Genomic DNA, 12,267 nt, shown 5'->3' with positions numbered 1-12,267 from the left:
CCGGGTCTGAGGAGCCTTCAGCGGCCTCCGCTCCGTGCTCCCGCCGCTCCCAGGCGGCCGGGAACCCGGTTCCGGGGCTCGACGTGGCCCCTGCGCCGACAGGAGCCAGGGCCCCGGCTCAGGGCGAACGCCGTTGTGCACGGGGGCGGCCGTCGGTCTATGCGTCTCTGCTCCGGAGCGCCCACCACCCCGCCAGCAGTGCGGCCAACGCCCACGCGGCGGTCACGGCGAGACCGCCCCATGGCCCGAGGTCGCCCGCAGGGCTCTGCTGCAGCACCAACTGCCCTGCCCGGTCGGGCAGATACTGAGCCACGCCCTTCGCTATGTCACCGACGACGAAGGAGACGATGAGAATGAACGGTATGAGCAGGCTGAGCACGGCCACGGCGCTCCGCAGAAGTGCTGTCAGGCCCGCGGCGAACAAAGCCATGAGGGCCAGATAGATCCCTCCGCCGAAGGACGCCCGCAGGGCCCCCGGTTCCCCCAGGCCGATGGCGTACTCGCCCAGGAACATCTGCCCCACCAGGAAGGCGCTGAAGCTGGCAGCAAGGCCGAAGGCCAGCGCCAGCACCCCGATGAGCGCCATCTTCGCAGCGAACAGGAGCCCGCGGCGCGGAACAGCGGTGAGGGAGATCCGCACTGCGCCGTTGACGTACTCGGACGAGACCGCGGTCGCGCCGAAGCTGACGGCCGCGATCTGGGCGAAGTTCAGGGCATAGAAGGCGCCGAACACCGGATCGTCCGCGCCGTCGGCCTCCGCCTGGCCGACGGTGGCGTACACGAGCACCGTGATGGCGAGGGTCACGAGCAGCACCGCTATCAGGGATCCGACGACGGACCGCACTGATCTGATCTTGATCCACTCGGAGTGGAGCACGGCTGTGGTCGACATGGTCAGTTCTCCTGGTGGTCGGTGGACGGGGACGACGCGGACGCGAAGTCCATGGCGTCGGAGGTGAGGGCGAGGTAGGCCTGCTCCAGAGTCGGCCGCTCGTCGGTGAGCTCGAGCACCGCTACGCCCTCCGCGGCGGCTATCGCTCCGATCTTGCCTGCCAGCGCGCCTTCAACGGTCAGGATCCCGTCGCCGCTCTGGACGGGCTCGTACCCCCTGCCGACCAGGGCCTGTCGCAGCCGCACGGAATCGCTCGTGCGCACACGCGCCCTGCGGCGGCTGCGGGACTCCAGGACTTCCTTCATCGGCAGATCCGCGAGGAGACGGCCCTGGCCGAGCACCACCAGGTGATCCGCGAACGAGGACGTCTCGTTCATCAGATGGCTGGACACCAGAACCGTCCGGCCTTCCCGGGCGAGCCGTTTCATCAGCTCGCGAATCCAGATGATGCCCTCCGGATCCAGCCCGTTGGACGGTTCGTCGAGCATCACGACTTCCGGGTCGCCGAGGAGGGCGGCGGCTATGCCCAGTCGCTGACGCATGCCCAGGGAGAACGTCTTGATGCGAGCCTCGGCGACCTGCCCGAGCCCCGCCTCGTCCAGCACCTCGTCGACGCGTCGAGCGCCCATGCCGTTGCTCACCGCGAGAGCGAGCAGGTGGTTCCGCGCGGTGCGCGAGCCATGGGCGGCCTGGGCGTCCAGGAGTGCGCCCACCCGGCGCAGCGGATTCGCGAGGGCCGGGTAGGGCTGCCCGCCGATCGTCGCCGTGCCTCCGGTCGGCCGATCAAGGCCGAGCACGAGTCGCATGGTGGTGGACTTGCCGGCGCCGTTCGGGCCGAGGAAACCGGTGACCCTGCCGGGGTGCACGCTGAACGTGAGTCGGTCCACGGCACGGGACGTGCCGTATTCCTTGGTGAGTTCGTGGATGTCGATGCTGGTCATGTCCTCAGCCTGGCCGTCCCGCCCGGGCACGGGCCTCCCCCCTGGGAGGGGATCTTCTCCCTCGCTCGGGGGAGTCGACGTCCAAGAGCGGGCTGGCACGATGAACTCATGTCCCGCTGTCTACGTTCGTTGGTCACACCCGCCACCTACACACGGTGGCTGCACCTCCTCATCCCGCTGCCCGTCTACAGCGTGTGGATGTTCATCTCCATGGACACTCCATGGGTGCCCGTGGTCCTGGCCATACCGGTGGGACTGGTGCCGGGAATGCGCCTGGCGGAGGGGGTGCAGGCCCAACTGCTGCTCACGCCCAAGGAGCACGGCAAACCCCACGCCGCGATATCGGCCGCGGCGGCGGCCGGCTGGGCGGACCGTTGGCGCACCGTCCTCTGGCTGGAGACACGGCTCGTGTTCGGCCTCATAGTGGGTTGCGCCACCGTGTGGCTGCCGATGGCCACGGTGGACCTCGTCGTCAGCGCTCGCGGCGGCAGCGGGGATCACGACTCGCTGACAGTCGGGTTGGAGCCCCACTGGTGGCATCTCCTGCTCGCTCCGCTGCCCATTCTGGCGCTGCTGGGCGTGGTCGTGGCGAGTGGTGAGCTCATCGCCTCGGCGGCCCGCGCTCTCCTCGGCCCGTCACCGGCGCAGCGGCTCACCGCCCTGGAGGAACGCACCGAACAACTGCTGGAACGCAATCGCATCGCACGGGAGTTGCACGATTCCATCGGGCACGCGTTGACCGTGGCGGTCCTGCAGGCGGGGGCGGCCCGGGCGGCCGACGATCCGGAGTTCACGAGGCGGGCTCTCGCCGCGATCGAGGAGACCGGCCGGGACGCGCTCGAGGACCTGGAGCGGGTCCTGCGGGTGCTGCGGGAAGCGGGGACGCCGACAGGCCGGCAGCCGACGCTCGTGGAGGCGGAGCGGCTTCTGGAATCCGCGCGCCGGTCGGGGGCGAAAATCGACGCCCACGTCTCCGGTCCTCTGGAACGGGTGCCTGTCGCGGTGTCCCGTGAGGGCTATCGCATCCTGCAGGAATCGCTCACCAATGTGCTTCGGCACTCCGGGGCCGTTCCCGTCCGTGTGCGGATCAGTGTCGCGCGCGGTCGGCTGGAGCTGGACGTGACCAATCCGCTGGGTGATGCGACGGGGCCGACGGGTGGCGGGAGCGGGCTGCGCGGCATCCGTGAGCGGGCCGCGCTGCTGGGAGGAAAGGCCAGGGCCGGTCCGCACAAGGGCGAGTGGAGGGTGTACGCGAGCCTTCCGCTGCAAGGTCTGAAGGCCGTCCCGTAGGGCGTGGCGGATCGACGCGCGGCGTCGGCCGTAGCGCGTCGCGAGGCGGAGAATCGGCCGCGGACCGGGGGCTTGCGAGCGTTCGGGCGGCACGGCAGGGCGCGGCGGCGTTTGTCGGGCGCCTGCCAGGAATGACGGAACGGCACTTAGGGTGAGCGAATGGCGGTCACTGTTCTTCTGGTCGACGACGAACCCCTCGTCCGCGCGGGGCTGCGCGCGGTGCTCGACGCCCAGCCCGACATCGAGGTGGTGGGTGAGGCGGACGACGGGGCGGCCGTGATCCCGCTGCTGCGTCAACTGCGTCCCGACGTGGTGGCCATGGACGTCCGGATGCCGCTCATGGACGGCATAGAGGCGACGCGGCTGGTGCTGCGCACTGTGCCGGACCCGCCGAAGATCCTGGTGATCACCACGTTCGAGAACGACGAGTACGTGTACGAGGCGTTGCGGGCCGGGGCGGACGGCTTCCTCCTCAAGCGCGCGCGGCCGACCGAGATCGTCCATGCGGTGCGCCTGGTCGCGGAGGGCGAGTCGCTGCTGTTTCCGGCCGCGGTCCGGCAGCTCGCCTCGGAGTACGGCACGAACAGGGCGCGGGCCGTCCTGGAACGGGCGTCGCTCACCGAGCGGGAATCCGCGGTCCTCCGGTTGATGGCCCGGGGCCTGTCGAACGCGGAGATCGCGGCCAAGCTCGTGGTGGGCGTGGAGACGGTGAAGTCCCACGTCAGTGCCGTGCTCGCCAAGTTGGGGGCCAGAGACCGCACCCAGGCGGTGATCGCGGCGTACGAGTCCGGCTTCGTGGCCCCGAGATGAACGCCGCGGCCGCCGGTGCCCGTCGTGATCCACGGTCGCCCCATTCCCGGGCAACGAGTACCATCCGCCTGACATGCGCACGAGCAGGGAGGACACACCGTGGGGCGGCTGACCGGTGGTGATCCGTCACTGTTGCGACGGATCAATTCCGCAGTGGTACTGCATGCTCTCCGGGGCGCCGACTCGCCCACGCTCACGGACCTGACCCGGATCACGGGGTTGTCCAGGCCCACGGTCGAGGGCGTCATGGAGGGGCTCTTCGAGGCGGGACTCGTGGTCGAGTCGGTGCCCGAGGAGGGCGGGGCCCGGCGCCAGGGGCGTCCCGCCCGGAGGTTCAGGTTCCGCGCCGAGGCCGGTTACCTGCTCGGCGTCGAGATCGGCCCGCACCGGGTCTCGGCCCTGCTCTCCGGACTGGACGGCCGGATCATCGGGGCGGGTTCACGCGAGGTGTCGGAGACCGCCTGCGCCGACGAACGGCTCGAAAAGCTCCGCGCGGTGGTGGCCGACGTCCTGCGCCGGACGGGGGTGGCCCGGAGCAGTCTGCGGGCCGTGGGCGTCGGCAGTCCGGGCATCGTGGAGGCCGACGGCACCGTTCGGCTGGGCACGGCGCTGCCGGACTGGACGGGGCTGGCGCTCGGCGAGCGGCTGAAGCGTTCGTTCCGCTGTCCGGTCCTCGTGGAGAACGACGCCAATGCGGCAGCGGTCGCGGAGCACTGGAAGGGGGCGGCCGCCGAGTCGGACGACATCGTGTTCGTCCTGGCCGGTCTGAGTCCCGGCGCCGGCTCGTTGATCGGCGGGCGGCTGCACCGCGGCTACGGCGGGGCGGCCGGTGAGATCGGCGCCCTGCACCTCCTGGGCCGCGAGGCCACCCCGGAGAAGCTCCTCTCGACGACGGACACACCGCTGGACCCGTTGGACGAGCATGCGGTCGCCGCCGTGTTCGCCGAGGCGCGGCACGGCGACGCCCGGGCGCAGGCGGCTGTCGAACGGTTCATCCGGCGGCTGGTGCACGACGTCGCCGCGCTGGTGCTGGCTCTGGACCCGGAGTTGGTGGTGATCGGTGGCTGGGCCGCGGGCCTGGACGGCGTGCTGGACCCGCTCCGCCGTGAGCTGGCCCGCTACTGCCTCCGGCCGCCGCGTGTGGCGCTGTCGCTGCTCGGTGAGGCAGCGGTGGCCACGGGAGCCCTGCGGCTGGCTCTCGATCACGTCGAGGAGCAGTTGTTCGCGGTGGAGGGAACGGTGACGGCCCGCCGCTGAGTGCGCCGGGCCGTGCCCCGGACGCGCCGTTTCGGACGGCCGCCGACGACAGCGCGTTCGCCCGCGTCACGGTGACTGGTGTGCGCGCGTCACTCTGTGCTCGTGGGCCGCGGCTGGCGGGTGGCGCGCAGCGCGCTGCCCCTGTGCACCGCCGTGTGGGGCAGCGACGCGTCGAGCGGTTCGTGTGGCTCGCGGCGGACGGCCGGCGTGCGTCGAGCAGCTCGCGTGTGCAGCGCCGGAGCGTTCACAGGCCTCGTGGAAGTGAGGTCGGGCGGCGACACGACCGGACCGTTCCCGGACGCCGCGCCGGAGGCCGGTCGGGAGTCCGGCCGGGTCGGCGTCGTCGAGCCGTGTTCAGGACGCCTGCCGCTCCTGCCCGTGGTGGCTGATCTCCAGGGCGCCCGAGTCGCCGAAGGTGAGCCGGCAGGTGTCGGCCCGGTAAGTGGCCACGGAGAGCGCCGCGGTGCCGCTCCCCGCCAGGTAGCGGGTGGTGACGACAAGCACGGGAGAGCCCGGGAGACGGTCGAGTTCCCTGGCGTCGTCCGCCCGGGCCGAACCGAGCTCCACGGACCGGTCCTGTCCGTCGAGCCCCAGGCGGTGCAGCTCGCGCAGGACGGCACGGGCCCGGGCGGGACCGGACGACGCGTCGATCGCGGGGAGTCCGGGGACGGACGACGTCGGGACGTAGAGCAGTTCCGCTGCGATCGCCTGCCCCTGGGCGACACGGATCCGACGCACGATGTGGACCAGTTCGTCCCTGTCCACGTCGAGCACGGCGGACACCGGCGCCGGAGCGGCCGCGGTCGTGCAGCCCACGGGCTGCCATGCCTCGGCGGTGCCGTTTCCGGACCAGTCGCGCTGCGCCGTGGAGACCGCGACTCCGACGCGCGGCGGAGCGACCGTCGTCCCGACACCGCGGCGGCGCTGCAGCCTGCCTTCCAGTTCGAGCTGCTCCAGAGCCTGCCGGAGCGTGGCACGGGCGACTCCGAACCGGGCGGCGAGCTCACGCTCGTTGGGCAGGATCTCGCCCACCGCAAAGTCCGAGTCGAGTGCCTCACTGAGCACGGTCTTGAGGTGCCAGTACTTCGGCTCCTGCACCGATTCCAGCTGCGTGGTCCCCACCCTGTCCTCCGCAATCACCCAGCGGCTATTCCGCGACGTTATTTATTAAAGGTTCCTGTCTTAACGGTCAGACGATAGGACGGGATACCACCTTGGTCAAGACCAATCCTCCCGCCGTCACGCAGTGAAATGGTCCTCTGCCGCAGAGCGTTCACAGGACGTTCGCGATGCCGTGAACCGCCTACGACGGAAGAACCCCCGTCACGAGGAGGTCACGCCGCCTCGGCAGGGGGCACAGGGAGAATCAGGAACCCCGGAGGCCCCGGAGGCCCCGCACGCAGCGGGAGCGACGGAGATCCCCGGAGGCAGAGGGCGTGGAAGGGCACGGAAGGGCCCGGCGAATCTCGGGAGGGGAGGACACGGCGGCATCCGGCCGCCGGTCCGGGTCGGGTCGGGTCGGGCCGGGGACGAGGTCGCGCCCAGGCGGCCGGATGCCGAAGACCGGATGCCGAGGAGGCGGGCGCTCCGGCTACTCGCCGGCCAGGCCGATGAGTTTGTCAGGGTTGCGCACGATGTAGACGCGCTGGATGAGCCCGTCGCGGATGTCCACCTGGAAGAGGGAGTCCGGCTTCCCGCCCACGAATACGAGCAGGGCCGGACCGCCGTTGGTCTCGACGAACCGGGTCTCGCAGTCCTGTACCCGGCCGGGGAGGACGGCGGCCAGGAAGCGGGCGACCTTGTCCGCGCCCTCGATGACACGCAGAGGCGCCTTGGCCTTTCCGCCGCTGTCGCCGACGAGCCTCACGTCGTCGGCGAGCATGGCCAGCAGCTCCTCCATGTCGCCGCCCGCCGCCGCGTCGAGGAACCGTTCCGTGAGCTCACGTCGGCGGGCCGGGTCGACGTCGTAGCGCGGCCTGCGCTCGTCGACGTGGCGCCGCGCGCGTCCCGCGAGCTGTCGCACGGCGGTCTCGGTCCGGTCCAGGACGTCGGCGATCTCGGTGTACGGGAAGCCGAACGCCTCGCGCAGCACGAACACCGCGCGTTCCAGCGGCGACAGCGATTCGAGGACGACGAGCACGGCGAGCGACACCGACTCCGCGAGAACCGCGCGTTCCGAGGTGTCGGGTACGGACGGCCCGTAATCGGTGACCAGGGGTTCCGGCAGCCACGGCCCGACGTACGCCTCGCGCTGCGCACGCGCCTTGCGCAACCGGTCGAGGGCGAGGCGGGTCGTGATCGTCACCAGGTAGGCGCCCGGTTCTCGTACGTCGTCGCGCGCGGCGGCCGACCAGCGCAGCCACGCCTCCTGCACCACGTCCTCGGCGTCCGCGACCCGGCCCAGCATGCGGTAGGCGACCCCGGTGAGCAGGGAGCGGTGGCCCTCGAAGACATCGGTGGCGCTGTCGACTGTCACCCGCCCATCCCAGCCGACACGCCGCTCCCTGTCCAGCGGCGGCATCCGGTCCCCGGCTGCGGTGGTCGGCCGGGCGAGCGCGACCGCCGGTGCCCGTGCCCGCCGTCGGGAAGTCAGCGCCCGTCGCGCCGTCCTCCGGGCTCGGCCGGTCCGGTCGCGATGACGTCCCGGCGGACGGCCGGGCGGCGCCGGTGGCCGTCGTTCCCGCCGTCGGCCGCCGGACCGGCGTCCGGATCACCTCGGCGCCGGGACAGCACCCCGGAGCCGAGCGCCACGCCCAGCCCGACCAGCACACTGCCGACGGCCTGGGGGATCCCGTACGAGCCGGTGCCCACCAGGGGCGCGGTGAGGGCGGCGGAGACCGGAATCAGCCCGGAGAAGAGCGTGGCGCGCTCGGCGCCGATCCGCTGCATGCCCATGTACCAGCAGACGAAGCCGACGACGGTGACCACGGCGGCCTGCCAGAGCAGGGCGAGGGCCTCGCCGGGCGTGGGTGTCCGGACGACGCCACCGCCACCGTCGAGCACCAGGCCCAGCAGCAGGGATTCCACCGCGGCGACGGCGCACACCGCGGCCGACAGCAGCCGCGGCCCCAGTGGCCGCAGCACGGGCACCGCGATGACGGCGAACCCCGCCTCGCCGGCCAGCGCCCCGGCGGACCAGAGGATGCCCGCCGGATCGGTGCGGCCCCACCCCTGGACGGTGAAGGCGCCGGCGGCGACGAGGACGGCGGCGCGGAGGACCGCGGGGGCCGGCCGACGGTTGTCCAGCAGCGGCACGAGGACGGCGACGAGGATCGGGGCGCAACCGACGAACACTCCCGGAACGGCGGGTTCCGCCGAGCGTTCCGCCTGGAGGACGGTCAGGTTGAAGCCGACCATGCCGACGGCCGCCAGCAGTGCGAGTCGTGCCCACTGTCCGGGGCCGAGCCCACAGAGTACGACGATCGGATCGGTCCGGCGGTCGCGGGCGGTATCCGTCCGGCGGTCGCGGGCGATCAGGGGCAGGAGCAGGAGTGTCGCGAGACCGTAGCGCACGGCCTGGCCGCCCGCGTGCGGATAGTCGCCGAGCAGGCTGTTCGCGGTGAAGGAGGCGCCCACAAGGACGCAGGCGAGGGCTGCGAGCAGCGCCCCGCGCAGGGAAGCGGCGTTCATGGACTCGACGCTAGGAGCGCGGGCGGCCTGTCTTAAGGTCCACTCTCATGACGTCATCGGGGACCAATCCGCCGGCGGGGTGCGAGGAGATCGCGAGGCGCGGGGACTCCGCGAAGGCCGGAGAGCCCGGAGAGCCCGGTTCCGCCGCCTGGGAGCTGCTGCTGCCGGCCGCCGCCGAACCGGCGCGCCGACGCGGTCACGCCCTGCAGGCGGCCTTGCGCGAGGCCGTCCGCTCCGGCCGTCTCGCCCCGGGCACCAGGCTGCCGTCCAGCCGGGCGCTCGCCGCCGATCTCCAGGTGTCGCGGGGGTTGGTCACCGAGGCGTACGAACAGCTGACGGCGGAGGGATACCTGCGCAGCGGCGTCGGTGCGGGCACCTGGGTGAGCGGTTCCGTCCGTGCCGCAACCCCGGGGGCGCGCGACCTGGCCCCGCGTGCGCCGGGGGCACGGGTGGACTTCCGTCCGGGCACTCCGGATCTGTCGCTGTTCCCGCGTGGCGCGTGGGCCGCCGCCCATCGCTCGGTGCTCGGGAGGCTGCCGCACAGCGCGCTGGGCTACCCCGATCCCCGCGGGCTGCCCGCGCTCAGGGAGGCGCTGGCGGCCCTGCTCACCAGGCGTCGCGGAGTGGTCGTGGACCCTGAGCGCGTGGTGGTGTGCTCCGGCGTGGCCCAGGCGATGACCCTGCTCGGATTCGTGCTGCGCGCCCGGGGCGTGCGGAGCGTCGGGGTCGAGGATCCGGGGAGCCCCGAGCACGCCATGCTGTTCGCCGCCGCCGGCCTCGCGGCCACCCCGCTGCCGCTCGACGACGACGGACTGGCCCCCGGTCCGCTCATGCGCTCGGGGGCGGGCGCCGTGGTCACCACCCCGGCCCACCAGTTCCCCACCGGAATCGCCTACTCCGCCACTGGTCGGGCGAGGCTGCTGGACTGGGCCCGCGCCACCGACGGTCTGATCGTGGAGGACGACTACGACGGGGACTTCCGCTATGACCGCGCGCCCGTCGGCTCCTTGCAGGGGCTCGACCCCGACCACGTCGCGTACACCGGTTCGGTCAGCAAGTCGCTGGCCCCGGGGCTGCGGCTGGGCTGGCTGATCGCACCGGCGGCGCTGACCGACGAGATCGTGGCGCGGAAGCGCACGATGGACCTCGGCAATCCGGCCGTCGACCAGGCGGTCCTCGCGGACTTCGTCGTCGGGGGCGGTTACGACCGGCAGCTGCGCCGCTGCCAGCGCGCCTACCGTGAGCGCCGCGACACCCTGACCGCGGCGCTGGCGGAGTGCTTCCCCGGAACGGCGGTCAGCGGGATCGCCGCCGGCCTGCACGTCATCGCGCGGCTCCCGCGCCGGTACGGGCCCGAGGCGGAGTTCCTGAGCCGGGCGAGCGCGGCCGGGGTGGCGCTGCGCCCGCTGAGCGACTGCACGGCCGTGCCCGCCGGGAACCGGACGGTGGACCTGCTGCTGGGCTACGCGCATCTGACGCCGCACGAGATCATCCGGGGTGTGCGACTGCTGGCCCGGGCCCGGGAGGCCGACGAGGGACGGCCGCACGGTCGGCCGACCGGCTCGGGGTAGGGCGGTGCCGCCACCGAGCACCGGGCCCGGGGGCAGGGCGGCTCCGCGACCGGGCACCGGGCTCCGCGCAGGACGGCGCCGCGACCGGCCGTCCTGCCGGCCGCGGGGCCGGGGCGACGGCGACGGATTGCCCGGCGACGGCGGCCACAGCCGGGTGTTCATCCGCGGTTGGTGTGCGCGCCGCCGAGGGACAGCAGGGTGGGCTCGGCCGACCGGCCGTCCCCCGACGCACCGCCCCTGGAGGCGCCCCGATGCCGAACCGTCCCCGTGTCCCGTCCCTCGACCGCCGCGGCGTGCTGCGCGGCTCACTCGTCGTGTCGGCCGCGCTGTCGCTGCCCGCCCTGGGCGCCGCGGCCCCCGCGTTCGCGCTCTCCGGCCGGCCGCGCGCCGCCTGGGGTGTGCAGGTGGGCGACGTCACCGCCTCGTCGGCGCTGGTCTGGGTCCGTTCCGACCGTCCGGCCAGGATGACCGTGGAGACGTCGGCCACGGAGTCCTTCCGGCGGACCCGCACATGGCACGGTCCGCTGCTCGGATCCGGGACCGACTTCACCGGGACCACTCCCCTCCACGGGCTGCCGGCGGGCGAACAGGTGCACTACCGGGTGACGCTGGCCGACCCGATGGACCCGCGCCGCACCGGCGAGCCGGTGTACGGGACGTTCCGGACCGCGCCCGCGCGACGCCGGGAGGGCGTGCGTTTCCTGTGGTCCGGTGACATCGCGGGCCAGGGCTGGGGCATCAATCCGGACATCGGCGGCTACACCGTGTACGAGGAGATGCGCCGCCTCGACCCGGACTTCTTCCTGTGCAGCGGTGACAACATCTACGCGGACGGAGTCATCGAGCCCAGGCTGACACTGCCCGACGGGCGCGTCTGGCGGAATGTCACCACCGAGGAGAAGTCGAAGGTGGCGGAGACCCTGGCCGAGTACCGGGGCAACTTCCGCTACAACCTCCTGGACTCCCATCTGCGCCGGTTCAACGCGCAGGTGCCGTCGATCATCCAGTGGGACGACCACGAGGTGCGCAACAACTGGTATCCCGGACAGATCCTGGACGACTCCCGCTACACCGAGAAGAACATCGACGTGCTGGCGGCCCGTTCGATGCGGGCGTTCCGCGAGTACTTCCCGGTCGCCACGCCGCACTCCTCCTCGGGCGAGGGCCGCATCCACCGCGTGGTGCGGCACGGCCCCCTGCTGGACGTGTTCGTCCTCGACATGCGCTCCTTCCGCAACGCCAACTCCCCCGGCCGGCAGCCGGACGACACCACCGGCATTCTCGGCGCCGCGCAGTTGCGCTGGCTCGAGCGGGAGCTGTCGCGGTCCCGCGCGGTGTGGAAGGTGATCGCCGCGGACATGCCCCTGGGACTGGTGGTCGCCGACGGGGCGACCGACTTCGAGGCGGTCGCCCAGGGCGACCCCGGCGCGCCGTTGGGCCGGGAGCTCCAGATCGCGGAACTGCTCCGGTTCATCAAGCACCGGCGGATCACCGGCACGGTCTGGCTGACGGCCGACGTCCACTACACGTCGGCCCAGCACTACGCGCCCGAGCGGGCGGCGTTCAAGGACTTCGCCCCGTTCTGGGAGTTCGTCTCGGGGCCGCTGGCCGCCGGCCAGTTCCCGGCCAACGCGCTCGACGGGACGTTCGGCCCCGACCAGGTCTTCGTGCAGGCGCCCGAGCGGGCCAACGTCTCGCCGATGGAGTCCCCGCAGCTCTTCGGCCAGGTCGACATCGACGGCGACAGCGGTGAACTGACGGTGCGGCTGCGGGCGCAGGGCGGCTCGGTGCTGTTCAGCAAGGTGTTGCAGCCGGGGCGCGTGGGGCAGTGAACCGACCGGCCCCGGGCCTCGGCCCGGGGCCGTTGTCAGTGGTG

The 12,267-nt window shown here is 72.6% G+C and carries 10 protein-coding genes; 5 read left to right on the top strand and 5 right to left on the bottom strand.

Annotation, left to right across the window (positions count from 1 at the left end):
- Positions 1 to 157 precede the first annotated feature (157 nt).
- Positions 158 to 892: an ABC transporter permease gene (locus tag WA762_RS11810; RefSeq protein WP_335935472.1), complete on the bottom strand. Its 735-nt coding sequence runs from the start codon at positions 890 to 892 to the stop codon at positions 158 to 160.
- A gap of 2 nt (positions 893 to 894) precedes the next feature.
- Positions 895 to 1,833: an ABC transporter ATP-binding protein gene (locus WA762_RS11805; protein ID WP_335935471.1), complete on the bottom strand. Its 939-nt coding sequence runs from the start codon at positions 1,831 to 1,833 to the stop codon at positions 895 to 897.
- Positions 1,834 to 1,941: 108 nt separating this feature from the next.
- Between WA762_RS11805 and WA762_RS11800 the strand changes: the two genes are divergently transcribed.
- The 3 genes from WA762_RS11800 (at position 1,942) to WA762_RS11790 (ending at position 5,190) form a co-directional block, all read left to right on the top strand.
- Positions 1,942 to 3,123, top strand: a complete 1,182-nt coding sequence (locus WA762_RS11800) for a sensor histidine kinase (RefSeq protein ID WP_335935470.1) — start codon at positions 1,942 to 1,944, stop codon at positions 3,121 to 3,123.
- Between the two features lie 159 nt (positions 3,124 to 3,282).
- Entirely contained in the window at positions 3,283 to 3,933 is a 651-nt protein-coding gene (locus WA762_RS11795) for a response regulator transcription factor (RefSeq protein WP_335935469.1), read from the top strand.
- A gap of 99 nt (positions 3,934 to 4,032) precedes the next feature.
- Positions 4,033 to 5,190, top strand: coding sequence for an ROK family protein (locus WA762_RS11790; RefSeq protein ID WP_335935468.1), 1,158 nt, complete (start codon positions 4,033 to 4,035; stop codon positions 5,188 to 5,190).
- Between the two features lie 354 nt (positions 5,191 to 5,544).
- On the opposite strand, the gene WA762_RS11785 is transcribed toward WA762_RS11790, so the two are convergent.
- From WA762_RS11785 to WA762_RS11775, 3 genes are all read right to left on the bottom strand, one after another.
- Entirely contained in the window at positions 5,545 to 6,312 is a 768-nt protein-coding gene (locus WA762_RS11785; RefSeq protein ID WP_335935467.1) for a GntR family transcriptional regulator, read from the bottom strand.
- A gap of 469 nt (positions 6,313 to 6,781) precedes the next feature.
- Positions 6,782 to 7,666, bottom strand: a complete 885-nt coding sequence (locus tag WA762_RS11780; RefSeq protein ID WP_335935466.1) for an RNA polymerase sigma-70 factor — start codon at positions 7,664 to 7,666, stop codon at positions 6,782 to 6,784.
- Positions 7,667 to 7,779: 113 nt separating this feature from the next.
- On the bottom strand, positions 7,780 to 8,820 hold the full coding sequence (locus tag WA762_RS11775) for a DMT family transporter (RefSeq protein ID WP_335935465.1): 1,041 nt from the start codon (positions 8,818 to 8,820) through the stop codon (positions 7,780 to 7,782).
- A gap of 47 nt (positions 8,821 to 8,867) precedes the next feature.
- Between WA762_RS11775 and pdxR the strand changes: the two genes are divergently transcribed.
- Positions 8,868 to 10,391: a MocR-like pyridoxine biosynthesis transcription factor PdxR gene (pdxR, locus tag WA762_RS11770; RefSeq protein WP_443080568.1), complete on the top strand. Its 1,524-nt coding sequence runs from the start codon at positions 8,868 to 8,870 to the stop codon at positions 10,389 to 10,391.
- A gap of 251 nt (positions 10,392 to 10,642) precedes the next feature.
- Entirely contained in the window at positions 10,643 to 12,223 is a 1,581-nt protein-coding gene (locus WA762_RS11765) for an alkaline phosphatase D family protein (protein ID WP_335935464.1), read from the top strand.
- The last annotated feature ends 44 nt before the right edge of the window (positions 12,224 to 12,267 follow it).

This window comes from Streptomyces tyrfis (assembly GCF_037034285.1).
Classification (GTDB): Bacteria; Actinomycetota; Actinomycetes; order Streptomycetales; family Streptomycetaceae; genus Streptomyces.
This window is presented reverse-complemented; position numbering and strand designations above follow the sequence as displayed.

Coding starts and splice junctions, on each gene's coding strand:
- WA762_RS11805 (WP_335935471.1), bottom strand. CDS start 1,833: ATGACCAGCATCGACATCCACGAACTCACCAAGGAATACGGCACGTCC.
- WA762_RS11810 (WP_335935472.1), bottom strand. CDS start 892: ATGTCGACCACAGCCGTGCTCCACTCCGAGTGGATCAAGATCAGATCA.
- WA762_RS11775 (WP_335935465.1), bottom strand. CDS start 8,820: ATGAACGCCGCTTCCCTGCGCGGGGCGCTGCTCGCAGCCCTCGCCTGC.
- WA762_RS11765 (WP_335935464.1), top strand. CDS start 10,643: ATGCCGAACCGTCCCCGTGTCCCGTCCCTCGACCGCCGCGGCGTGCTG.
- pdxR (WP_443080568.1), top strand. CDS start 8,868: ATGACGTCATCGGGGACCAATCCGCCGGCGGGGTGCGAGGAGATCGCG.
- WA762_RS11795 (WP_335935469.1), top strand. CDS start 3,283: ATGGCGGTCACTGTTCTTCTGGTCGACGACGAACCCCTCGTCCGCGCG.
- WA762_RS11800 (WP_335935470.1), top strand. CDS start 1,942: ATGTCCCGCTGTCTACGTTCGTTGGTCACACCCGCCACCTACACACGG.